Genomic DNA, 22417 nt, shown 5'->3' with positions numbered 1-22417 from the left:
GACACGTCGGTGCCGACGGCGCCGACGAGTCGGTGCCTACGCGTCGGTGCCCGTGAGTGCTTCGGGATCGACGAGCGAGAGCTCGCCGGCATCGAAGCGCACGAGATGCACCGAGCCGTTGGCGACTGCGTAGCCGGCGCCCGGGAGCGTCCAATCGCTCAGATGCAGCATGAGCGAGCGGATCACGTCACCGTGCGTGACGACCACGACGTTGCCGCCGGGGTGAGATGCGGCGATCTCCTCGAGCGCGCCCGTCACCCGCGCGATCGCCGATGAGCGCGGTTCGAGCCCCTCGATCGTCGTGACCTGCGCCTCGACGGCGGCGCGGGCGCTCGCGTGGTCGAGCCCTTCGAGCACCCCGTGCGCGCGCTCGGCCAGTCCCTGGTTGATCGTGGGCGCCGGCAGATCGAGTTCGCGTGCGATGATCTCCGCTGTCTCGGCGGCGCGTGAGAGCTGACTGGCGTAGACCACGTGCCACTCGTCATCGCCGGCGAGCCAGGTCGCCGTGCGCACCGCCTGCGCCCGGCCCGTGTCGTTCAGCGGGATGTCCGTCATGCCCTGGAGGCGTCGCTGGCGGTTCCATTCGGTCTCGCCGTGCCGGACCAGGGCGATGAGCACCGAGTCGGTGCGGGTCTCGTCGGTCGCGGCATCCGTCATGGCGACAACTCTTGCAGAACGACCGCAGCCGTCACGAATCGAGGGCGTCGGCGATCGCCACGAGCGTCTCGCTCGCGCCGGCGTCGACCTTCACCGCGGCTCTGCCGTCGCCCTTCGTGACGCCGCGGTTGACGATGACGATCGGCAGTCGCTTGCGACGAGCCTGCTCGAGGAGCCGCATGCCCGAGTTCACGACGAGCGAGGAGCCCGCGACGAGCAGCACGTCGGCGCCCTGCACGAGGGAGGCCGCGGCCTGGAACCGGTCGCTGGGCACGAATTCGCCGAAGAACACCACGTCGGGTTTCAGGATGCCGCCGCACACGGTGCACGCGGGGATCACCATCGCGTCGACGTCGTCGACCTCGACGTCGCCGTCGGGTGCCGGGCGGATCGCGGTCTCGAGGTCGATCTCGGGGTTCAGTTCCTCGAGCCGTGCCGCGATGGCCTGACGGGCGTAGTGCTGGCCGCAGGTGAGGCACAGCACGCGGTCCATGCTGCCGTGCAGCTCGATGACGTGCCGGTTGCCCGCACGGCGGTGCAGTCCGTCGACGTTCTGCGTGATCACGCCGCCGACGATGCCGCGCGACTCGAGGTCGGCGAGTGCGAGGTGGCCTCGGTTGGGCACGGCGCTGCCGAAGCTGCGCCAGCCGAGGTGGCTGCCCGCCCAGTAGCGCTTGCGGGCCCGTTCGGAGGCGAGGAAGGTCTGCACGGTCATCGGAGTGCGAACAGGGGCGCCTTCGCCGCGATAGTCGGGGATGCCGGAATCCGTGCTGACCCCCGCACCGGTGAGCACCGCGACACGCGCGCCGCGGAGCAGTTCGATCGCTTCGGCGAGGTGTTGTTCGGCTGCGACCGGGGCCTCGATACCAGTGCTCACGCGACTCTCCCTTCAGCGATGACCCGAGTCTAGACGTCTCCGTTTTCCGGAATGTTTCGGGCACTGGCAGGCTGGAGGGTGAAGGAGACCCATGCACATCGAACGAGTCCGCGACGCGGCATCCGATGCGGTGGCCGATTACGCACGGCTCACCGACGTCGCGCTGCGAAGCGCCCACGAGCCCGAACAGGGTCTCTACATCGCCGAGTCTGCGAAGGTGATCCGCCGGGCGATCGCCGCGGGCCACCGACCGCGCTCGGTGCTCATGGAGGAGAAGTGGCTCGCGGGCCTCGAACCGGTGCTCGCTCCATTCGACATCCCGGTGCATCTCGCCGACCCCGACCAGCTCGAGGCGATCACGGGATACCGCGTTCATCGCGGCGCCCTCGCCGCCTTCGAACGGCCCGTGCTCGCCGACCCCGCCGAGCTCCTCGCGAACGCGCGACGGGTCGTCGTGCTGGAAGACATCGTCGACCACACGAACGTCGGAGCCATCTTCCGCAGCGTCGCAGCCCTCGGCGCCGATGCGGTGCTCGTGAGCCCCCGCTGTGCCGACCCGCTCTACCGCCGGAGTGTCCGGGTGAGCATGGGCACGGTCTTCCAGGTGCCGTGGACCCGGCTGCCCGAGTGGCCGGAGGCGGCCGAGCTCCTGCACGCCGGCGGCTTCACGATCGCAGCGCTCGCCCTCGCCGACGACGCGGTCTCGCTGCCCGACCTCGCCGCCGCTGCACCCGAGCGGCTCGCGCTCGTCTTCGGCGCCGAGGGCGACGGGCTCAGCCGCACCGCGCTCGAGTCGGCCGACACCGTCGTGACGATCCCCATGCGACACGGCGTCGACTCCCTGAACGTCGCGGCCGCGGCAGCCGTGGTGCTCTATGCGGTCGCCCTCCCCGAAGGGGATGCATCGTGACCGACGTCGAGGCGAACGCGTCGAAGGCGCGGGTCTACCGCCGTCGCCGCATCGTCGTGTTCAGCGCCCTCGCGGTCGTCATCGCGCTCGTCACGACGGGTGGCGTCTACACGGCGAACGCGCTCGGCGCCGCCGTGCCCGCGGCCGCACCGCAGATCACCGACCCCGAGCCGGTCGCGGCGGCCGCGCAGCCGCTCGCGCTGCCGGGCTTCGGCAGCTATGCCGTCGGGGCCGTCGGCTTCGACGGCCTGATGGCAGCCGGCAACGAGTCCACGCCGATGGCGATGGCGAGCATCACGAAGGTCATCACCGCGCTGACGGTGCTCGCCGAGCATCCGATCCCCGCGGGCGAGGTCGGTCCCGACATCGCCTACACCGATGCCGACGTCGACATCTACTGGGACATGGTCGCCCAGAACGGCTCGGTCGCCCCCGTCGAGGCGGGCGCCACCCTGAGTCTCAAGGAGAGCCTCGAGGCGCTCCTCATCCCGTCGGGCAACAACTACGGCATCTCCATCGCGAACTGGGCCTTCGGCTCGGAGCAGGCGCTCGTCGAGAAGGCCAACGCGTGGCTCGCCGCCAACGGACTCGCGAACACGCACGTCGTCGACTCGAGCGGCATCTCCGACGACAACGTCGGCACCGCGGCCGACATGGTCCTCCTCGGCGAGATCGCGCTCCGCGACCCGACGATCGCGGCCATCGTGGCGTCGAAGAGCGTCGAGATCCCCGAACTCGGCACCCTCGAGAACTCGAACAAGCTGCTCGGCACGCACGGCGTCGACGGCATGAAGACGGGCACGACCGACGATGCGGCGAACCTGCTCTTCACGGCCGACTACGCCGTGGGCTCCTCGACGGTGACCGTCGTCGGCGTGCTGCTCGGCGGCGAGACCCACTCCGTGCTCGACGAGGCCATCGCCGCGCTGCTCGACTCGGTCGCCCCGGGCTTCCACGAGGTCGCGCCGCTCGAGGCGAACCAGGTCTTCGCCGAGTACACGACCCCGTGGGGCGAGACGGCACGGGCGCGCGCGGCCGAGGGTGCCATGCTCGTGGTGTGGAGCGACACGCCCGTCGACGTCGAGGTGCAGGCCGAGCCCGTCACGCTCGCGGAGCGCGGCGACGAGGTCGGCTCGGCGATCGTCCGCGCCGGCTCGCAGGAGATCAGCGTGCCACTCGTGCTCGACGCCGCGATCGTCGACCCGGGCACGTGGTGGCGCCTCTCGAATCCGGGTGCGCTCGGCTGAGCCGGCCCCGCCGATCGGCGTCGCCTACTCGAGGGACTCGTACGGCGCGGCATCCGGTCGCTTGGCGCTGATGAGATCGCCCGACGACTGGTGGCGGATGCGTCGCACCACCCAGGGCACGAGGTACTCCCTCGCCCAGGAGAGGTCTTCGACGCGCGCCTGGCGCCAGGTGCTCGACGGCAGCGGCTCGGGGCGCAGCGGCTCGAGATCGTGCTCGACGTTGAGGGCGTCGATCACCATGCTCGCGACCGTGTGGTGGCCGAGCGAGTTGAGGTGCAGCCGGTCGGGCGCCCACATGCGCTGGTCCTGGATGGCCGTGAGCGCCCACTGGTCGGCGACGATGCAGTCGTACTTCGCCGCGATGGTGCGCAGGTTCTCGTTGTAGATCGCCACCTTGCCGCGGATGCCGCGGAACACGGGGGAGAAGCCGACGTCGACGCCGGTGAAGATGACGATCGTCGCGTGGTCGCGGGAAAGGCGCTCGATCGCGTACTCGAATCGGGCCGCGATCTCGTCGGGGTCGGTGCGCGGACGGATGACGTCGTTGCCGCCGGCCGAGATCGTGATGAGGTCGGGGCGCAGGGCGAGCGCCGGTTCGATCTGCTCGTCGATGATCTGCTGGATGAGCTTGCCCCGCACGGCGAGGTTCGCATAGGCGAAGTCCTCGGTGCCCTGCGCGAGCTGCTCGGCGACGCGGTCGGCCCAGCCGCGGTGCCCGCCGGGAGCGTTGGGCTCGGGGTCGCCGATGCCCTCGGTGAAGGAGTCGCCGAGGGCGACGTAGCGCGACCAGGGATGCTGCGGGGAGACCATTCCTCCATTGTGCCAACTCGTTCCCGGTTCGGGGATCTCGCTCCCGGTTCGGGGATGTCGGGCGCCTCCGCTACGCTCGGATCCAGTGAGCACAGCGATCCCTTTCGGCCCCCAACCGGGCACGTCAGCCGCCGAGCACCTCTCACCCTCGTTCCCCGAACGCGCTGCGTGGGGCACGGCCTCGAAGCTCCGGGCCTGGCAGGCCGATGCACTCGAGCAGTACCTCGCCGAGCTGCCGCGCGACTTCCTCGCCGCCGCGACGCCGGGTGCCGGCAAGACGACCTTCGCCCTCCGGCTCGCGGCCGAGCTGCGTGCCCGACGCATCATCGACCGCATCACCGTGGTGGCGCCGACCGACCACCTGAAGCGGCAGTGGGCCGACGCGGCAGCCCGCGCCGGCATCCGGCTCGACCCCGATTTCCGCAATGCCCACGGCCGCAGTTCGCGCCACTATCACGGGGTCGCCGTCACCTATGCGCAGGTCGCCATGCGGCCGGGCCTGCACCGCGACGTGACGCTCTCGGGCAAGACCCTCGTCATCCTCGACGAGGTGCACCACGGCGGCGATGCGCTCTCGTGGGGCGACGCGATCCGCGAGGCGTTCGAGCGCGCCGAGAAGCGACTCTCGCTGACCGGCACGCCGTTCAGATCCGACACCGCGCCCATCCCGTTCGTGCAGTACGTGCCCGACGCCCAGGGTGTGCGGCTCTCGAAGTCCGACTACAACTACGGCTATGGTCGCGCCCTCGCCGACGGCGTCGTGCGCCCGGTGCTCTTCATGGTCTACGCGGGCCACATGCGCTGGCGCACGAAGGCCGGCGACGAGATGGAGGCGAAGCTCGGCGAGGACAACACGAAGGACATCACCTCCTCGGCCTGGCGCACCGCCCTCGAGCCGAGCGGCGAGTGGATCCCCGCTGTCCTCGCGGCTGCCGATCGACGTCTCACCGAGGTGCGGCACGGTATCCCCGATGCAGGCGGTCTCGTCATCGCGACCGACCAGACCGTCGCCCGCGCCTACGCGCAGATCCTCGAGCAGATCTGCGGCGAGAAGGTGACGATCGTGCTCTCCGACGAGAAGGAGGCGAGCTCGCGCATTGAGGAGTTCTCGGCGAACACCAGCCGCTGGATGGTCGCCGTGCGCATGGTGTCCGAGGGCGTCGACGTGCCGCGCCTCGCGGTCGGCGTCTACGCCACGAGCGCCTCGACGCCGCTCTTCTTCGCGCAGGCGATCGGCCGCTTCGTGCGGGCGCGTCGCCGCGGTGAGACCGCCACGGTCTTCCTCCCGAACGTGCCCGGCCTCATGGCGCTCGCCTCGCAGCTCGAGCTCGAGCGCGATCACGCCCTCGACCGACGCGGAGGCGATGACGACGACGACGGCCTCGACGACAGCCTGCTCGAGTCCGCCAACCGCGAGGAGCGCGCCTCCGAAGAGGAGCTGGGGCTCGGCACCTGGGAGGCCCTCGGGTCGGATGCCTCGTTCGACCGCGTGCTCTACGACGGCACCGAGTTCGGCACCCTCGCCGAGCCAGGCAGCGACGAGGAGTACGACTTCATCGGCATCCCCGGCATCCTCGAGCCCGAGCAGGTCTCCGAGCTGCTCAGGCATCGCCAGGCACGGCAGGCCCGGCGCGCGGGGGAGCGCCGCAAGCACGTGGTCGCCGACGAGAATCCCGAGCCGGTCGCGCTCTTCCGCACGCTCAAAGAGCAGCGGTCGCTGCTCAACAGCCTCGTCGGGCTCTGGGCCCGGCACACCGGCGAGCCGCACTCGCAGGTGCACGGCGAGCTCCGCCGCATCTGCGGCGGGCCGGCCGTCGCGCAGGCCACGGTCACGCAATTGCAGGCGCGCATCGAGTTTCTGCGGAAGCGACTCGGCAGCCGCTGACAGGGTCGACTGCAGCGAGCGGATGCCTCGGCTCGCGGCATCCGGAGCGGGTCTAGCATGGCCGTATGGACCGTCGTTCGCGCGTACTCGTCGTCGCCATCGTCGTCTCCTTCATCGCCTTCCTCGACGGCGCGGTCATCAACGTCGCGCTTCCCGCGATCGAGGCCGAGCTCGGCGGCGGACTCGCGCTGCAGCAGTGGGCCGTCGACGCCTACCTGCTGACGCTCGGCTCGCTCATCCTCCTCGCGGGCTCGTTGTCGGACTCGTACGGGCGCCTCCGGATCATCCGCATCGGGCTCTACGGCTTCGCCGCGACATCCGTGCTCTGCGCCATGGCGCCCGACGGCCTCGTCTTCGTCATCGGGCGTGGGCTGCAAGGCGCGGCCGGCGCCCTGCTCGTGCCGAGTTCGCTCGCGCTCATCATCGCGACGTTCCCCGCTGCGGCACAGGGAAAGGCGATCGGACGTTGGACGGCGTGGACGACCGTCGCGTTCCTCGTCGGACCGCTGCTCGGCGGTGTGCTCGTGGACCTCGTCTCCTGGCGGCTCGTCTTCTGGATCAACCTGGTGCCGATCGCCTTCTCCCTCGTCTTCATGCACGCGCTCGGTCGCGACGCCGCAAACCCTGCGAAGGAGCGCATCGACTGGCCGGGGGCGGCGCTCGGCGTCGTCGGCCTAGGCGGCACCGTCTTCGCGCTCATCGAGCAGGGGCGATTCGGCTGGTCGTCGCCAGTCGTCTACATCCCGCTCGTCGTCGGGCTCATCGCCCTCGTCGTGTTCGTGTGGTGGGAGAACCGGACTCCGCAGCCGATGCTGCCCCTCAGCCTCTTCCGGGCGCGCAACTTCGCGGCGGGAAATCTCGCCACGCTCTTCATCTACGCGGCGTTCTCGCTCGGGCCGTTCGCGATCACCATCTTCCTGCAGGAGTTCGCGGGATTCTCCGCGACCGCCGCCGGGCTCGCGACGCTGCCGCCCACGATCATGATCGTGTTCCTCGGCTCCTGGTTCGGCGGGTTGTCGACCCGGTTCGGGCCGCGCATCTTCATGACGCTCGGCCCGATCACGGTGGCCGTCGGGTACCTCCTCACGCTCACGGTCACGACCGAGGTGTCGTACTGGACCCAACTGCTGCCGGGCATCATCGTGATGGGGCTCGGCATGGCGATGACGGTGGCGCCGCTGACCGCTGCGATCCTCGGCGCGGTGGACCCGGCCCGGGCGGGCATCGGATCGGCCGTCAACAACGCGGTCGCTCGAATCGCAGGACTCGTCGCGATCGCCTCGATCGGCGTCATCGTCGGTGCTCAGCTCGATGTCGCGGGCTTCCACCGGGCGGCGATCGCGACGGCGGCGTTCCTCGTGGTCGGCGGCATCGTGTCGTGGATCGGCATCAGAAACCCCGTGCACGCCGCCTCGACGCCGGCGAGTGAGCCGGCGCGCGACTGAGCCGGGACCCGCTCAGCGCACGCCGGGACGGGTCCTCAGCGCGCGTTCGCGGCTTCCCTGGTTTCGGCGCCGCCGTCGAGCCCGCCGAGCTCGGCTGCCCGGTCGAGCGCGGCCATGAGGTCGTCGGTGAGGTCGTCGACGTGCTCGAGGCCGATCGCGAGGCGCACGATGCCCGCACCGGGCTTCGCCTCGCCGGCGACGGGCCGGTGGGTCAGCGATGCCGGGTGCTGCACGAGCGAGTCCACGCCGCCGAGGGACACGGCGTGCGTGACGAGCTCGCAGGACTCGGTGAACCTCGCTGCGGCGTCGTATCCGCCGACGAGGTCGAGCGCGATGATCGACCCCGGTCCCTCGAGCTGACGACCGATGAGGCCTGCAGGGTCTTGGCCGGGGAGCCCCGGGTAGTGCACGCTCGCGACGGCGGGATGGGCGAGCAGACGCTCGGCGAGCGCCGCGGCGGTCGCCTGCTGCGCGCGGACGCGCAGCGGAAGGGTGCGGAGGCCACGGTGCAGGAGGTACGCGCCCATCGGGTGCAGCAGCCCGCCGGTCAGGGCGCGAACCTGCCGAAGGCGTTCGACCCAGGCCGCGTCGGCGGCCACGACTCCGCCCATGACATCGCCGTGGCCGCCCAGGTACTTGGTCGCGCTGTGCAGCACGAGGGTGGCGCCGTGCTCGACCGGGCGTTGCAGCACGGGGGTCGCGAAGGTGTTGTCGACGAGCACGGGCACGTCGCCCGCGGCATCCGCGATCGCCCGGATGTCGAGGAGTTCGAGCGTCGGGTTCGCGGGCGTCTCGATGACGACGAGGCCGGTGTCGGGCCGAATGGCGCTCGCGATGCCCGCGGCATCCGTCCAGGTGACCTCGGTGCCGAGCAGGCCGCTCGCGAGCACGTGGTCGGTGCCGCCGTACAAGGGGCGCACCGCGACGATGTGGGGGCGACCCGCGGACGCCGTGGCGATGAGCACGGCGGCGAGCGCCGCCATGCCGCTCGCGAACGCGACCGCACCCTCGGTGCCCTCGAGCCCCGAGAGCGACGCCTCGAATCGTGCCACGCCGGGCTGCCAGAGCCGCTGGTACACCGCCGACCGGCCCTCGCCGAGGTCGTGGCCCGTTGCGAGTTCCTCATACGAGGCGCCGCCGGTCTCGACGTCGCCGAGCGGGTTCGTGGTGGAGAAGTCGATCACTGGCACATGGGATCCGCTCTCTCGAACGCCCGTCATACCGCCGTGGACGGCACGGGTCTCGAGATGCGACGACGATGTCTGCATGGGTCGAATCAAGCAGAATCTGTGACGTTCGGCAAACCAACGTGAAGGTTCGATGCGATACGCTCGAAATCTCGAATGTTCTGCAGTTTCGACCCCTGAGGAGACCACCGTGGCGCAGAAGCCGGAACTCGATCGAGTCGACCGGGCTCTCCTTCAGGCCCTCTCGACGAATGCACGCGCCTCGGGTGCCGCCCTCGCCGCGGAAGTCGGGGTCGCCGAGTCCACCGTATCGCTCCGGCTCCGACGCCTGCAGACCCTCGGTACCGTTCGCGGCTATCGCGTCGATGTCGACCTCGCCTCGCTCGGCGTCTCATTGCAGGCGCTCATCGCGATCCGTCTCGTCAAGCACGACCGCAGCGAGATCGACGCGTTCCGTCAGGCCGTGCCGCACCTGCCGGGCGTGATCGGCGTCTTCCACATGGCCGGCGCCGAGGACTACCTGATCCACGTCGCCGCGCGCGATGCCGAAGAACTGCGGGAGTTCGTGCTGAACTACCTGACAGGGCACCCCGCCGTCGCACACACCGAGACGAACCTCATCTTCGAGCACGCCGATGGCGACGGCTGGAACAAGCTCGTCGGCTGAACCCGGTTCGGCGATCCGAAATCCTGCCAATCCGCGTGAATCCGGCGATCGCGACGACCCTGCCCGATAGCGTGGCGGAGGCCGTTCGAACGGCCGCATGCGATGGCGCGGGACGAGCTCGGGTCGCAGGCAGCCGAGCGCCCGCGATGACGGGAGCAGGATGAACGACGTACAGCCGACCGGCGCGACCGGCACGGCCGCCGACCGGGCGAGATGGCGGCGATACCTCGCCGACGAACGCGCAGAGGCCGCCGTCTACCGCGAACTCGCAGCTCGCCGCGACGGCGAGGAGCGCGACATCCTCCTGGCCCTCGCAGCAGCAGAGGGGCGTCACGAAGCCCACTGGCTCGCCCTGCTCGGCGGCGATGACCGCGGCATGCCCCGAGCCGATGTGCGCACACGCCTGCTGGGCACCCTCGCGCGCCGATTCGGCTCGATCTTCGTGCTCGCGCTCGCGCAGCGCGCCGAAGCCCGATCACCGTATGCCACCGATCCCGATGCCACGGCCGCCATGGCCGCCGACGAACGCATCCACGGCGAAGTCGTGCGCGGGCTCGCCTCGCGCGGCCGGCGACGGCTCGCGGGCACCTTCCGCGCCGCGGTCTTCGGCGCCAACGACGGACTCGTCTCGAACCTGGCCCTCGTGCTCGGCATCGGCGCAACCGGCGTGCCCGCGGCGGTCGTGCTCTTCACGGGCATCGCGGGCCTCCTCGCCGGCGCCCTGTCGATGGGTGCCGGCGAGTACGTCTCGGTGCGGTCGCAGCGCGAGCTGCTCGAGGCATCCGCTCCCGACCCCTCCGCCCGTGAGGCGCTGCCCGACCTCGACATCGACGCCAACGAGCTCGCGCTCGTCTACCGTGCCCGCGGCATGGAGCAGCAGGAGGCCGTCGACCACGCCGCTCTCGTCGTCGCGCGCGTGCACGCGGCAGAGCAGTTGCAGGCGCCGACCGATGCATTGAGCGTCGTCGAGCACGACGACGAAGCGGTCGGCACCGGCCTGTCCGCCGCGATCTCGAGCTTCTGCTTCTTCGCGTCCGGCGCCCTGATCCCGGTGCTGCCCTATCTCTTCGGCATGACCGGCCTCCCGGCGATCCTGACGGCGACGGTGCTCGTGGGCATCGCCCTGCTCGCGACCGGCGCGATCGTGGGCCTGCTCTCGGGCGCCTCGCCGCTGAAGCGGGCGCTGCGCCAGCTCGGCATCGGCCTCGGCGCGGCGGCAGTCACGTACCTCCTCGGCCTCGCCTTCGGCACCACGATCGTCTAGCGGGAAGCGTCACGGGCACTCGCGCGCGGTCGACTCGTCAGCCGGCGGGTGCCGTCACGAAGTCGATGAGCTCCTCCACTCGGCCGAGCAGAGCGGGTTCGAGGTCGCCGTAGCCGCGCACCCGCCCGAGGATGTGCTGCCAGGCCCGCGCGATGTCGGCCTGCTCGCCGTGCGGCCAGCCGAACGCGTCGCACACGCCGTGCTTCCACTCGATGCCCCGCGGAATCACGGGCCACGCCTCCTTGCCGAGGCGCGCCGGCTTCACGCCCTGCCAGATGTCGATGAACGGATGCCCCACGACGAGCACGTTCGCCCCGTGCGGACCGCGCATGACGGCGTCGGCGATGCGCTGCTCCTTCGAGCCGGCCACGAGGTGGTCGACGAGCACCCCGGCCCTGCGGCCGGGTCCGGGCCGGAATTCGGCGAGCACGTCGGCCAGCACGTCGACGCCCTCGAGGTACTCGACGACGACGCCCTCGACGCGGAGGTCGGCGCCCCAGACCTTCTCGACGAGTTCGGCGTCGTGCCGCCCCTCGACGAAGATGCGGCTCGGCAGGGCGACTCGCGCGGGCGACGACTCCACGGCGAACGAGCCCGACGCCGTGCGCAGCCGACCGGTCGGCGCTTTCGGCTTCGGCTTCACCAGTTGCACGGCCTCGCCGTCGATGAGGAAGCCCGGGCCCAAGGGGAACATGCGTCTGGCACCGAATCGGTCCTCGAGCACCACGATGTTCTTCTCGATGCCGATCACGGCACCGCAGAACCCGTTCTCGGCGAGTTCGACGACGAGATCGCGTTCGGCCTCGACCGTCGGGATCACCGTGCGCCCGCGCGCCTTCCAATCGCCGGCGAGCACATCGCCGCCGTATCGGTCATGGGGGTCGCTGCGGAAGGAATCATGAGGCGTCGCGGGCACCGATCGAGGCTAACGGATGCCGCGTGGTCGGCGTTGCGCCGACACGGTGGTGCGGCGAACCACCTCTGGCGACATCCGACCTGGCGTCAGGTGGGCAGGTTCGCCTGCGAGCGAGCGGATGCACCGGTGCGGCGGAGGAGGACGAGCGTCCACAGTGCACCCATGGCGGCGACGGCCGCCCCGACGACGAACGCCCACGGGATGCCGGCGGCGTGGGCGACGAGTCCGAGCACGATCGGCCCCAGCCCGAGTCCGAGGTCGATGGCGGCACTCGCCGTTCCCGATGCCACGCCGCGCTGTGACGGTGACGCGGTCGCGAAGATCGCGCCGAAGAACGCCGGGGTGCTGAACGCGACGCCGATCGCTGCGACGCCAGTGCCGAGCACGAGGCCGATCGGCGACGCCCACGCCGCGATGAGCGCGAGGCCGATGCCGATCGTCACGAGCGCCGCTGCTCCGAGGGCGAGCGGAGGCACCCGATCGGGAAGACGGGCGAAGACGATGCGGCACACCACGACCACCCCTCCGTAGACGAGCAGCGGGGCGCTTGCGGCCACCGAGCCGACGGCCTCCGCCTGCAACGCCGCGAACGTGAGGAAGCCACCGATCGGCACGAGGGATGCGAGGAAGCCGAGCGAGATCGGCACCGCCGGTCGGTGGATGATCCGCCGATCCGCCTTCGCGGGCGGCGGCCCCTCCCTCGTCTCGCCGACGAGGAGCGAGAGACCGGCGGCGACCACGGCGAGGGCGGCAGCACCGATCCACGCGAGCCCGAATCCGGAGACGCCGACGAGCACCTCGCCGAGTGGCGGTCCGAGGGCGATGCCGAGGTAGAGACCGAGCGAGTTGTACGACAGGGCCTCGCCCATGCGTGCGGGCGGCGCCAGGTCGGCGAGGGCCGCGAATCCGGCGACGAAGAACGCCGCCTCGGCGACGCCGGCGAGGAGGCGCAACGCGATGATCGTGACGAGGTCGCCGGCGGTCGCGAGCAATGCCAGGCTCAGCGCTGCGGTGAGTGCGCCCCCGAGGAGCAGGGGCCGCCGGCCGAGGGTGTCCGTCAGGCGCCCGGCGACGGGACGCAGTACCAGGGCGGACAGGGCGAAGGCCCCGAACGCCAGGCCTGCCATCGCCTCGTCGCCGCCGATCGGGCCGGTGACGGTGAGCGGCAGTGCGTAGATCGACACCCCGACCGCGGTGAAGTAGGCGAGCTCCGCGACGCCCAGCGCGATGAAGGCGGGCGAGAACAGGCGCTGTGCGGCAGGCGGGCCCGTCATCGCGGGGCGCCTCGGCTCGGTGCTCGTGGATCGCAGCTGTCCACGACCTCAGGGTATTCCGCAGGACCGCTCCCGGCAGCTGCGAGGTTCAGCGGAAGTCGCGCGATCGGTGCGGCGCCGTCACGGTGAGTGGCTCGAATCGATCGGCGACGAGGTTGGTGACGCCCTCCGGCGAGCGCTCGAGCATGCCGCGCACGATCATGGCCGGTGCCTCGCGGGCGATGCGGCGGTAGCGGTTCCACACCCCGACGCCCGCGATGACGTTCAGCGTGCCCGATTCGTCTTCGAGGTTGAGGAAGGTGATGCCGCTCGCGGTCGCCGGCCGCTGGCGGTGCGTGACGACCCCGCCCACCTCGAGGCGCCGCCCCGACTCCGCCTGCTGCAGCAGGTCGATGCGGATGACCCCGCGCTCGTCGAGTCGTTCGCGCACGTGCCTGATCGGGTGGTCGTCGGGGGAGATGCCGGTGGCCCAGAGGTCGTAGACGACTTGCTCGGCCGGGCTCAGCATCGGCAGCAACGGCGGCTGCACGACGACGACGGAACCCGCGAGGTACTCCTCGCGGTCGAGCGCCGCCTCGCCCGCCATCCAGAGCGCCTCGCGACGTTCGAGGCCGAATCCGTCGAACGCGCCGGCCGCGGCGAGCGCCTCGAGCTGTGCGGCATCGAGCGCGCCCCGACGCGAGACGTCGGCCATGTCGCGATACGGCCCGCGGGCCTCGCGCTCGGCGACGAGCCGTTCGGCGACCGCCTGCCCGATCGAGGAGACGTCGGCGAGCCCGAGCCGCACCGCGAACGCGCCGTCACGCCGGTGCTCGGTGCTGCGGTCGGGCGCGCGACGATCGAACCCGCCGACGGGCGCCTGCACGGCCTCGGCGCACGCTTCGAGACCGGTGGGTGCGCGGCATCCGTCGTCGCGACCTGATTCGGCAGCGGCCGGGCCGCCGCCTGTGGCCTCGAGGCCCGCGTGCACCCCTGATCGCAGGATGTCGGGCCGCAGCACCTCCACGCCGTGGCGGCGTGCGTCGGCGGTGAGCGTCTGGGGTGAGTAGAAGCCCATGGGCTGGGCGCGCAGCAGCGCCGCGAGGAACGCGGCCGGGTAGTGCAGCTTCAGCCAGGAGCTCGCGTACACGAGGAGCCCGAAGCTCAGCGCGTGGCTCTCGGCGAAGCCGAAGTTCGCGAAGGCCTCGATCTTCTCGTAGATCGAGTCGGCGACCTCGCCCTCGATGCCGTTCTCGGCCATGCCGGCGTAGAGCTTCGCCTTCAGCCGCTCGATCTTCTCGACCCCGCGCTTGGAGCCCATGGCCCGCCGCAGCAGGTCGGCGTCGGCGGCGCTGCAGTTGCCGACCGCGACCGCCATCTGCATGAGCTGCTCCTGGAAGAGCGGCACGCCCAGCGTGCGCTCGAGCACCGGTTCGAGTTTCGGATGCAGGTAGCTGACCTGCTCTTCGCCCGTGCGACGGCGGATGTACGGATGCACCGCGCCGCCCTGCACCGGACCGGGCCTGATGAGCGCGATCTCGACCACGAGGTCGTAGAAGCACCGGGGCTTCAGCCGGGGGAGCGTGCCCATCTGCGCACGGCTCTCGACCTGGAACACGCCGATCGAGTCGGCGCGGCAGAGCATGTCGTAGACCGCCCCCTCCTCTTTCGGCAGGGTCGCGAGCTCCCACACCTCGCCCGTCGACTCGCGCACGAGGTCGAACGTGTACTGCAGGGCGGCGAGCATGCCGAGACCGAGCAGGTCGAACTTCACGAGGCCCATCCACGCGCAGTCGTCTTTGTCCCACTGCACCACGGTGCGGTTCTCCTTGCGAGCGTGCTCGATCGGCACCACCTCGCCGACGGGCCGGTCGGTGAGCACCATGCCGCCCGAGTGGATACCCAAGTGACGCGGGAAGGTCAGCACCTGCCCCGCGAGTTCGACGACGGCGTCGGGGATGTCGTGGTCGTCGCTCTCGACGACGGCGCCCCATCGCTCGACCTGCCGCGACCAGGCGTCTTGCTGTCCGGTGGAGTACCCGAGCGCCTTCGCCATGTCGCGCACCGCGGCCTTCGGCCGGTAGCTGATGACGTTCGCCACCTGCGCTGCGTTCTGCCGGCCGTACTTCGCGTAGACGTACTGGATGATCTCCTCGCGCCGGTCGGAGTCGAAGTCGACGTCGATGTCGGGTTCCTCGTCGCGGAGCGCCGAGAGGAAGCGCTCGAACGGCAGCCGGTACCCGATCGAGTCGACCGCGGTGATGCGCAGGGCGTAGCAGACCGCCGAGTTCGCCGCCGAGCCGCGACCCTGACAGAGGATGCCGCGGCGCCGCGCCTCGGCCACGATGTCGTGCACGATCAGGAAGTAGCCCGAGAAGTCCTTCAGCTCGATGACGTCGAGCTCGCGCTCGAGCCGCTCGCGCACGTGCTGCGGCACACCGGGGTAGAGCTCCTCGGCGCCCCGCCAGACGAGCACCCGCAGCCAGCTCATCGGCGTGTGCCCCGCCGGAACCTCTTGTCTCGGCAGCTTCGGGCGGGCACTGCGCAGGGTGAAGGCGAGATCGTCGGCGAGCGTCACCGAGCGCGCGACGGCGCCGGGGTAGCGGGCGAACCGGGCGGCCATCTCGGCACCGCTGCGCAGGTGCAGCTGATCGGAGGCCGGCAGCCACCCGTCGAGCTCGTCGAGGCTGCGGCGAGCCCGCACCGCGGCGAGGGCGGAGGCCAGGCGGTGCTCGGGCGGCGTCGCGTAGTGCACGGCGTTCGTCGCGAGGAGCGGGAGCCCCGCCCGCTCGGCGAGACCGGCGAGGGCGTCGTTGGCCTCCTGGTCGAAGGGATGCCCGTGGTCGAAGAGCTCGACGACGACGTTGTCGCGCCCGAAGAGCGCGGCGAGGCGATCGAGCTCGCGCGCCGCGGCATCCGCCCCGCCCTCGGCGAGCGCACGGCGCACGGCGCCCTTGCGGCACCCGGTCGGCACGACCCACTCGCCGTCGGCGCGTTCGGCGAGCGCTTCGAGGGAGTACACCGGTCGCCCCTTCTCGCCGCCGGCGAGCTGGGCGTCGGTGATCGCACCCGCGAGCCGGTGGTAGCCGGCCTCCCGTCGGGCGAGCACGAGCAGGTGCTCGCCCTCGGGGTCGGCGAAGCCGTTCTGCGGCCCCTGCAGCCCGAGCGAGAGCTCGGCGCCGAAGACCGTCTGCAGCTCGGGGAAGCTCTCGGCGGCCTCGGCGAAATGCACGATGCCGTAGAAGCCGTCGTGGTCGGTCATGGCGAGCCCCGTGAGCCCCAGGCGCTGCGCCTCCTCGACGAGCTGCTCGGGTGAGGAGGCGCCGTCGAGGAAGCTGAAGTTCGAGTGCGCGTGCAGTTCGGCGTAGGGCACGATCGGCCCGGTCGGCGCCGCGAGTCCCTCCGACGGACGGTACGGATGGCGCTTGCGGCTCCATGCGGGCGAGTCGCCGCCGTCGCCGATGGTCTTCGGGGCACCCGGCCGGCGCTCGTCGGAGAGCTTGCGCTCGAGCTCCGACCACGGAATGCCCGGATTGTTCCACCCCATCAGTCACCGCCCCCTCGTTCCTCTTGCGTCTTCAGTCGAGCCAGGGCTCAGTCGTACCTCGCCTCGGCCCACCAACCCGCTTCATCGCGCACGAGCAGCCATGCGCAGCCGTCGTCGTCGACGATCTGGAACCGGTGCACGCGTCTCGCGTGCTCGGCGTCCCACCATCGCTCGACGACGGGCCAGGGGCCGGCCCAGGCCCGTACGGGAGCAGGCTCAGCACCTGCGAGCGCGAACCGCTCGGGCTTGGCCGAGATCACTCCGCGTGCGTCGATCGTGACGACGGCGCCCCCGCCGTCGAGCAGCCCGATCGGCAGCCGCTCGCGGAACACGCTCGCCGGGGCCAGCGACGGCAGGCTGCCGGGCCACGGTGCACCCGCACCGGCACCCTCACCGGCGCGTTCGGGCGCCCGATCGCCCCAGGGCACGAGCACCTGCCGATCGGCGAGCATGCGACCCCCGCCGATCGCGGCCGTGACGACGGCGTCGTGGCCGAGCATGCTCTGCACGCGCGTGAGCCCGTGGTGCACGCGCTCGTCGGGCCCGCCGCCCCAGAGCCCCTCTTCGTGGTTGCCGGTCGAGTCGATGCGCTCGGGCACGACGCGCAGGCGCACGATCGGGCGGGTGAGCGCGCTGTCGGCGGTGCCCGCGCCCTGTAGCTGCCAGCGCACACGGTCGACGACGTCGGCGGGCGTGAACCAGCGCGGGTGCAACCAGCTGCGGCTGGAATGCCCGCCGGCCTCGTCGTCGATCTCGACGCGGATGCCGGTGCACACGAGCCGCTTCGCCCGCATGCGCTCGATGAACTCGTCTGCCCGGAGCCGGAAGGCGAAGGCGAGCTGGTCGATGCGGTCGAGCGGCGGCTCGAACTCCTGCGCGACCTCGAACTCGGGCGGCGGCGTGCGGGCGAGCACCCTCGCCTGCTCGCGCCCCGCGGCCCGATCGTGCGCGAAGGCGCCCGCCGCGCCGAACCGGCGACGCACGTCGGCCTCGGGCAGGGCTGCGAACTCGCCGAGCGTGCGCACCCCGAGGCGGTTGAGCAGCGTGCCGATGCGGGCGTCGACGACGAGGCGCACCGGCAGCGGCGCGATGAAGGCAGCGGATGCCCCGGGCGCGATGATGCCCACGGGGGATCCGCCCTCGCCGCCCGCCGCCCGTGCCGCCTGCTCGGCAGCGAACGGACCGTCGGCGACGCCGACCCTCGCGCCCACCACGTCGAGCGCGGCGACGGTGTCGAGCAGCGCCCGCGCCGCGGCATCCTCACCGCCGTAGTAGCGTGCCGGGCCGCGGGCGCGCATGGCGAGCGTGCCCGGGCGGACGAGCTGCACCCCGGGCACCGTCTCCTCGACCCGTCGCACGACCGGCTCGAAGACGCGCATGTCGAGCGAGGCGTCGTAGTCGAGCAAGGCGAGCCCGGGGGAGCGGTACTGCGCCTCGCGGAGCTTCAGACCGCGCACCACGCCGTCGCGGCGGGCTGCGGCCGAGCAGGCGTAGATCTGCCCGCCCTCGGTGAGGGCGACGGGCGAGCCGGGATCGAGGCCCGATTCGCGGCAGGCGGCGAACACCGGCCAATCGGGGCACCAGAGCACGATCGTGCGAGTGGGATCGACGTGCACGAGGTCGACCGCCATCAGACGGCCCGCCGGACGTACTCGTCGAGGCGCACCGGCTCGCCCAGTTGCGCCGGCTCGTCGTCGGAGACCCTGAACTCAAGCGAGCGTCCCGGCAGTTGGAGCCGGGAGCGGCCACGGCGGCCGAACTCCCCGCGCCCGCCCGCCGAGACGACGACGTCGCGATCGCTGAGGTGCCCGTGCCCGAGCTCGAGGCCGTGCCACCGGCTCGTCTCGACGCCGAGGCTCGCGTCGCTGCCCGGCCATTGGCCGGCGACGAGCAGCACGGTGCCGCGCTGCCTGAGGCGGGCCGTCAGCCGCGACGCCTCGGCGGAGGAGACCCGGCCGACCGGCCGCACGGCGACCACGGGGATGACGTCGGCGAGCGCCGCGACCACGGCGAGCCACTGCCGCCCGGGGTCGGGCACGAGCGCGAGCCGCTCGAGGTCGATGCCGAACCGCGAGGCGGCCTCGACGCCGAATTCGGGCATGCCGGCGACGGCGACCCACCGCCCGCTCGCCGAGGGGCCGGCGAGCAGCGCCATGAGCAGGGTCGTCGACCCCTCGACCGAGACGACCGTGCCCTCGCGGAGGCTGCCGCCGGGCAGCACCTGCTCGAAGGCCGGATGCGTGGGCACCGTCTTCGAATCGAGCCGCGTCGCCTGCATGCCCCGTATGCGGGCCTGCAGCTCCTCGACGCGCGACGGCGCATCGGGCGAAGCGAGGGGAGCGGTCATGGTCACCCTCACAGTTTCGAACACATGTTCGAATACGGCAAGTCGAGAGTGCCGACCGTCCGGAACATCCGACGACCTCGGGAAAGACATCCGATGAGCCCGGAGAAATCGCGGAAAAGAAATTCGCACGACCCGGTGACATCGCCCTGGAAATGCGAAAAGGCCGGATCAGAAAACTGATCCGGCCTTCTCGACACAAGCGTGCGCGAGGGGGGACTTGAACCCCCACGCCCGTTAGGGCACTAGCACCTCAAGCTAGCGCGTCTGCCATTTCCGCCACCCGCGCTCGTGTCAGGCCGTTCCGATCACTCGGTGGCCCGAGAGAAGACACTAGCACGGTTTCAGAGGTGCCTTCGACCACGGTGGCCAACCACGGATGCCCCGGCTAGCGTGAGTGCCATGGCCCCGTCACCCACCGGCACCCCTTCCGATGCAGAACTCGACGAGACGGCGATCGTCGCACGCGACCTGATCCGCTTCGACACCTCGAACTACGGCGAGGGCAAGGCCAACGGCGAGCGCGAGGCCGCCGAATACGTCGAGGCGCGCCTGGCCGCCCTCGGACTCGCTCCGCAGCTCTTCGAGCCAGAGCCGCGACGCACGAGCGTCGTCGCACGCGTGCCCGGCCGAGACTCCTCCAAGCCCGCACTGGTCGTGCACGGGCACCTCGACGTCGTTCCCGCCGACGCGCGCAACTGGAGCGTCGACCCCTTCGCGGGCGAGGTGCGCGACGGCATGCTGTGGGGGCGCGGCGCGGTCGACATGAAGGACATGGACGCCATGATGCTGACCGCACTCGGCGACATCATCGGCTCGGGCTCGCAGCCGGCGCGCGACCTCGTCATCGCCTTCTTCGCCGACGAGGAGGCCGGGGGAGGCGTGGGATCCAGCTGGCTCGTCGACCACCACCCCGAGCTCTTCGAGGGAGCCACCGAGGCGATCAGCGAGGTCGGCGGCTACTCGATCACGGTCGGCGGCCGCCGCGCCTACCTGCTGCAGACCGGTGAGAAGTCGCTGCTCTGGGTGCGCCTCGTCGCGAAGGGCACCGCCGCCCACGGGTCTCGGCTCATCCGCGACAACGCCATCACGAAGCTCGCCGGGGCGATCGCGACCCTCGGCCGCACCGAGTGGCCCGTACGCCTCACCGACACGACCCGCGAGCTCCTCGGCGAGATCGCGGGCGTGCTCGGTGTCGACCCCGAGCAGGTCTCGCCCGACGAGCTGGCCCTCGCCACGGGATCGGCATCGGGCTTCATCACGGCGACCCTCCGCACGACCACGAATCCCACGCTCCTCACGGCGGGCTACAAGCACAACGTGATCCCCGATCGGGCCGAAGCGCTCGTCGACATCCGCACCCTGCCCGGCGAGGAGGAGGCGGTGCTCGCCGAGGTGCGTGCGCTCGTCGGCGACGAGGTCGAGGTCGAGATCGTGCACCGCGATGTGGGGCTCGAGGCCGCGACATCCGGTGCCCTCGTCGATGCGGTGAAGCACACGCTCGGGGTGCACGATCCCGGCGCCCCGGTCTTCCCCTACCTGCTCTCGGGCGGCACCGACAACAAGGCGCTCAGCCGGCTGGGCATCGCCGGATACGGCTTCGCGCCCCTGAAGCTGCCAGAAGGCTTGGACTTCCCGGCGATGTTCCACGGCGTGGACGAGCGGGTGCCGCTCGACGCATTAGTCTTCGGGAGGCAGGTCTTGCGCGACCTCCTCCTCGACTACTGACCGACCCTTCTCGACTACCGACCGAACTCAGCCCTCCAGCTTCCGCGGAGGCGGAAGGCGGATGCACCAACGTGATCGAAGCGCTCATCCTCGGCCTCGTCCAAGGCCTCACCGAGTTCCTGCCGATCTCCTCGAGCGCTCACCTGCGCATCCTCGGGGAGTTCCTCCCCGGAGCCCAGGACCCGGGTGCCGCGTTCACGGCGATCACGCAGCTCGGCACCGAGGCCGCGGTCGTGGTGTTCTTCTGGCGCGACATCGTGCGCATCATCTCGCACTGGTTCGGTTCGTTCACCGGCCGCGTGCCGCGGAACGACCCCGATGCCCGCATGGGCTGGCTCATCATCATCGGCTCGGTGCCGATCGTGGTGCTCGGCATCGTCTTCCAGGACCAGATCGAGACGAGCCTGCGCTCCCTCTGGATCGTCGCGACGATGCTCATCGTATTCGGCCTCATCCTCGGCCTCGCCGACTGGGCGGGCGCCAAGCGCCGCAAGCTCGACGAGCTCACGGTGCCGCACGGCATCTTCTTCGGCCTCGCGCAGTCGCTCGCGCTGATCCCGGGCGTCTCCCGTTCGGGCGGCACGATCACGATGGGGCTCTTCCTCGGCTACGAGCGTGCGGCCGCCGCGCGCTACGCCTTTCTCCTCGCGATCCCGGCGGTCTTCGGCAGCGGGTTCTTCCAGCTGTTCAAGAGCCTCGACGAGCCCACCGTGTACGGCCCGATCGAGACCGCTGCTGCGACGCTCGTCGCATTCGTCGTCGCGCTGCTCGTGATCGCGTTCTTCATGAGCTACATCTCGAAGCGCAGCTTCCTGCCGTTCGTGATCTACCGGGTGCTGCTCGGCACCACGATCTTCGTGCTCCTCGGCACGGGAGTGCTGAGCGCCTGACTCCGGGTCGACGGCATGCTCAGCGTTCCTCGGGGTCGAGCCCTTGCGCGGCACGGCCGCCGTCGACCGGAAGAACGGCGCCGTTGATGAACGATGCAGCGTCGGAGAGCAAGAACGTCACGACATCCGCGACCTCTCCGGGCTCACCGGGACGGCCGAGCGGATGCAGGTGCGTGATCTGCCGCTCGAAGGCTGCACGAGAGGTGACATCGAGGCCTTCCAGCTGCCGCGAGTAGCGATCGGTCACGTGGAGCCCAGGGCGACCGCATTGGTGCGGATGCCGCGCGGCCCGTAGTCGACCGCCAGGGCGCGCGTCAGCCCCTCGAGCGCCGCTTTCCCCACGGAGTAGGACAGTGCGCCCCGAACCGCACGCTGCGCCTGGTGCGAGGACACGTTCACGACGGACCCGGCGACGCCGGTCCGGACGAATTCCCCGATGGCGGCCGCTGCGCCGGCCACGGTCGGCCTCAGGATCGCGTCGACGATGTCGAGCACGACCTCACTGCCCGCCTCATGCAGCCAGGCGTCTCGGAAGACGGCCGCGTTGTTGACCCATCCCGTGAGTTCGCCGAACTCTCGTGCCCGCTCGATCGCGGCCGACAGCACCGCGGCATCTCCCGCGTCGCCCACGACCACCGCGCCGTCGGCGACTTCATCGAGCCATCCCGCGGATCGGATGTCGACCACGACCACACCGGCGCCGGTCCGAAGGAGCGCCTCGGCGATGCTGCGCCCGACACCACCCGAGGCCCCGGTGACCACATGCACAGCCCGACGCTGTTCCATGCCC

Annotated in this window: 19 protein-coding genes and 1 tRNA gene; 8 read left to right on the top strand and 12 right to left on the bottom strand. The window is 71.2% G+C overall.

All coding sequences use genetic code 11. The features are described from left to right. Positions 1 to 36: 36 nt before the first annotated feature. Together ESP57_RS01665 and ESP57_RS01660 are read right to left on the bottom strand one after the other, a co-directional pair. The gene (locus tag ESP57_RS01665) at positions 37 to 657 is read right to left on the bottom strand and encodes a histidine phosphatase family protein (protein ID WP_129230353.1); all 621 of its coding nucleotides are present in this window, start codon (positions 655 to 657) and stop codon (positions 37 to 39) included. Positions 658 to 688: 31 nt separating this feature from the next. Then, positions 689 to 1534, bottom strand: coding sequence for an NAD-dependent protein deacetylase (locus ESP57_RS01660; protein ID WP_235507678.1), 846 nt, complete (start codon positions 1532 to 1534; stop codon positions 689 to 691). Between the two features lie 91 nt (positions 1535 to 1625). On the opposite strand from ESP57_RS01660, the gene ESP57_RS01655 reads away from it, so the two are divergent. Together ESP57_RS01655 and ESP57_RS01650 are read left to right on the top strand one after the other, a co-directional pair. Continuing rightward, positions 1626 to 2444: a TrmH family RNA methyltransferase gene (locus ESP57_RS01655; protein WP_129230352.1), complete on the top strand. Its 819-nt coding sequence runs from the start codon at positions 1626 to 1628 to the stop codon at positions 2442 to 2444. Next, positions 2441 to 3691, top strand: coding sequence for a D-alanyl-D-alanine carboxypeptidase family protein (locus tag ESP57_RS01650; protein WP_129230351.1), 1251 nt, complete (start codon positions 2441 to 2443; stop codon positions 3689 to 3691). The genes ESP57_RS01655 and ESP57_RS01650 overlap by 4 nt, the downstream gene beginning before the upstream one ends. 24 nt (positions 3692 to 3715) lie before the next feature. Here the strand turns inward: ESP57_RS01650 and ESP57_RS01645 are convergent, their stop codons facing one another. After that, the gene (locus ESP57_RS01645) at positions 3716 to 4501 is read right to left on the bottom strand and encodes an SGNH/GDSL hydrolase family protein (protein WP_056008883.1); all 786 of its coding nucleotides are present in this window, start codon (positions 4499 to 4501) and stop codon (positions 3716 to 3718) included. 85 nt (positions 4502 to 4586) lie between these two features. Between ESP57_RS01645 and ESP57_RS01640 the strand changes: the two genes are divergently transcribed. Together ESP57_RS01640 and ESP57_RS01635 are read left to right on the top strand one after the other, a co-directional pair. Beyond that, positions 4587 to 6386: a DEAD/DEAH box helicase gene (locus tag ESP57_RS01640; RefSeq protein ID WP_056008880.1), complete on the top strand. Its 1800-nt coding sequence runs from the start codon at positions 4587 to 4589 to the stop codon at positions 6384 to 6386. Positions 6387 to 6451: 65 nt separating this feature from the next. Then, a complete protein-coding gene (locus ESP57_RS01635) occupies positions 6452 to 7831 on the top strand; it encodes an MFS transporter (RefSeq protein WP_129230350.1) in 1380 nt (459 codons plus the stop codon). A 35-nt stretch (positions 7832 to 7866) separates the two neighbouring features. Here ESP57_RS01635 and ESP57_RS01630 read toward each other — a convergent pair whose 3' ends face one another. Continuing rightward, positions 7867 to 9099, bottom strand: coding sequence for a trans-sulfuration enzyme family protein (locus ESP57_RS01630; RefSeq protein WP_129230349.1), 1233 nt, complete (start codon positions 9097 to 9099; stop codon positions 7867 to 7869). 109 nt (positions 9100 to 9208) lie between these two features. Between ESP57_RS01630 and ESP57_RS01625 the strand changes: the two genes are divergently transcribed. Next, a complete protein-coding gene (locus ESP57_RS01625) occupies positions 9209 to 9685 on the top strand; it encodes an Lrp/AsnC family transcriptional regulator (protein ID WP_179550138.1) in 477 nt (158 codons plus the stop codon). Between the two features lie 160 nt (positions 9686 to 9845). Continuing rightward, positions 9846 to 10949 carry a VIT1/CCC1 transporter family protein gene (locus ESP57_RS01620; RefSeq protein ID WP_129230348.1) on the top strand — a complete coding sequence of 368 codons (1104 nt, stop codon included), beginning with the start codon at positions 9846 to 9848 and terminating at the stop codon, positions 10947 to 10949. 37 nt (positions 10950 to 10986) lie between these two features. On the opposite strand, the gene ESP57_RS01615 is transcribed toward ESP57_RS01620, so the two are convergent. From ESP57_RS01615 to ESP57_RS01590, 6 genes are all read right to left on the bottom strand, one after another. Next, the gene (locus tag ESP57_RS01615; RefSeq protein ID WP_129230347.1) at positions 10987 to 11865 is read right to left on the bottom strand and encodes a DUF3097 domain-containing protein; all 879 of its coding nucleotides are present in this window, start codon (positions 11863 to 11865) and stop codon (positions 10987 to 10989) included. An 86-nt stretch (positions 11866 to 11951) separates the two neighbouring features. Further along, the gene (locus ESP57_RS01610) at positions 11952 to 13139 is read right to left on the bottom strand and encodes an MFS transporter (protein WP_129230346.1); all 1188 of its coding nucleotides are present in this window, start codon (positions 13137 to 13139) and stop codon (positions 11952 to 11954) included. Between the two features lie 88 nt (positions 13140 to 13227). Then, positions 13228 to 16665 (bottom strand): error-prone DNA polymerase, encoded by a 3438-nt coding sequence (locus ESP57_RS01605; protein ID WP_129230345.1) that lies wholly within the window; start codon positions 16663 to 16665, stop codon positions 13228 to 13230. 47 nt (positions 16666 to 16712) lie between these two features. After that, positions 16713 to 18296, bottom strand: a complete 1584-nt coding sequence (locus tag ESP57_RS01600) for a DNA polymerase Y family protein (RefSeq protein WP_129230344.1) — start codon at positions 18294 to 18296, stop codon at positions 16713 to 16715. Beyond that, positions 18296 to 19012 carry a hypothetical protein gene (locus ESP57_RS01595; RefSeq protein ID WP_129230343.1) on the bottom strand — a complete coding sequence of 239 codons (717 nt, stop codon included), beginning with the start codon at positions 19010 to 19012 and terminating at the stop codon, positions 18296 to 18298. The genes ESP57_RS01600 and ESP57_RS01595 overlap by 1 nt, the downstream gene beginning before the upstream one ends. 202 nt (positions 19013 to 19214) lie before the next feature. Further along, positions 19215 to 19298: transfer RNA gene (locus ESP57_RS01590), tRNA-Leu, on the bottom strand. Between the two features lie 113 nt (positions 19299 to 19411). On the opposite strand from ESP57_RS01590, the gene ESP57_RS01585 reads away from it, so the two are divergent. Further along, positions 19412 to 20737 (top strand): M20/M25/M40 family metallo-hydrolase, encoded by a 1326-nt coding sequence (locus tag ESP57_RS01585; RefSeq protein WP_129230342.1) that lies wholly within the window; start codon positions 19412 to 19414, stop codon positions 20735 to 20737. A 71-nt stretch (positions 20738 to 20808) separates the two neighbouring features. After that, positions 20809 to 21627, top strand: a complete 819-nt coding sequence (locus tag ESP57_RS01580; protein ID WP_056008847.1) for an undecaprenyl-diphosphate phosphatase — start codon at positions 20809 to 20811, stop codon at positions 21625 to 21627. Positions 21628 to 21646: 19 nt separating this feature from the next. On the opposite strand, the gene ESP57_RS18820 is transcribed toward ESP57_RS01580, so the two are convergent. Together ESP57_RS18820 and ESP57_RS01575 are read right to left on the bottom strand one after the other, a co-directional pair. Then, positions 21647 to 21874: an SDR family oxidoreductase gene (locus ESP57_RS18820; RefSeq protein ID WP_207904461.1), complete on the bottom strand. Its 228-nt coding sequence runs from the start codon at positions 21872 to 21874 to the stop codon at positions 21647 to 21649. Next, positions 21871 to 22413: an SDR family NAD(P)-dependent oxidoreductase gene (locus ESP57_RS01575; RefSeq protein ID WP_207904460.1), complete on the bottom strand. Its 543-nt coding sequence runs from the start codon at positions 22411 to 22413 to the stop codon at positions 21871 to 21873. The genes ESP57_RS18820 and ESP57_RS01575 overlap by 4 nt, the downstream gene beginning before the upstream one ends. Between the last annotated feature and the right edge of the window lie 4 nt (positions 22414 to 22417).

Source organism: Agromyces fucosus (assembly GCF_004134865.1).
Taxonomy (GTDB): Bacteria; Actinomycetota; Actinomycetes; order Actinomycetales; family Microbacteriaceae; genus Agromyces; species Agromyces fucosus.
This window is presented reverse-complemented; position numbering and strand designations above follow the sequence as displayed.

Coding starts and splice junctions, on each gene's coding strand:
- ESP57_RS01665 (WP_129230353.1), bottom strand. CDS start 657: ATGACGGATGCCGCGACCGACGAGACCCGCACCGACTCGGTGCTCATC.
- ESP57_RS01655 (WP_129230352.1), top strand. CDS start 1,626: ATGCACATCGAACGAGTCCGCGACGCGGCATCCGATGCGGTGGCCGAT.
- ESP57_RS01645 (WP_056008883.1), bottom strand. CDS start 4,501: ATGGTCTCCCCGCAGCATCCCTGGTCGCGCTACGTCGCCCTCGGCGAC.
- ESP57_RS01635 (WP_129230350.1), top strand. CDS start 6,452: ATGGACCGTCGTTCGCGCGTACTCGTCGTCGCCATCGTCGTCTCCTTC.
- ESP57_RS01630 (WP_129230349.1), bottom strand. CDS start 9,099: ATGCAGACATCGTCGTCGCATCTCGAGACCCGTGCCGTCCACGGCGGT.
- ESP57_RS01620 (WP_129230348.1), top strand. CDS start 9,846: ATGAACGACGTACAGCCGACCGGCGCGACCGGCACGGCCGCCGACCGG.
- ESP57_RS01610 (WP_129230346.1), bottom strand. CDS start 13,139: ATGACGGGCCCGCCTGCCGCACAGCGCCTGTTCTCGCCCGCCTTCATC.
- ESP57_RS01605 (WP_129230345.1), bottom strand. CDS start 16,665: ATGGGGTGGAACAATCCGGGCATTCCGTGGTCGGAGCTCGAGCGCAAG.
- ESP57_RS01600 (WP_129230344.1), bottom strand. CDS start 18,296: ATGGCGGTCGACCTCGTGCACGTCGATCCCACTCGCACGATCGTGCTC.
- ESP57_RS01595 (WP_129230343.1), bottom strand. CDS start 19,012: ATGACCGCTCCCCTCGCTTCGCCCGATGCGCCGTCGCGCGTCGAGGAG.
- ESP57_RS01585 (WP_129230342.1), top strand. CDS start 19,412: ATGGCCCCGTCACCCACCGGCACCCCTTCCGATGCAGAACTCGACGAG.
- ESP57_RS01575 (WP_207904460.1), bottom strand. CDS start 22,413: ATGGAACAGCGTCGGGCTGTGCATGTGGTCACCGGGGCCTCGGGTGGT.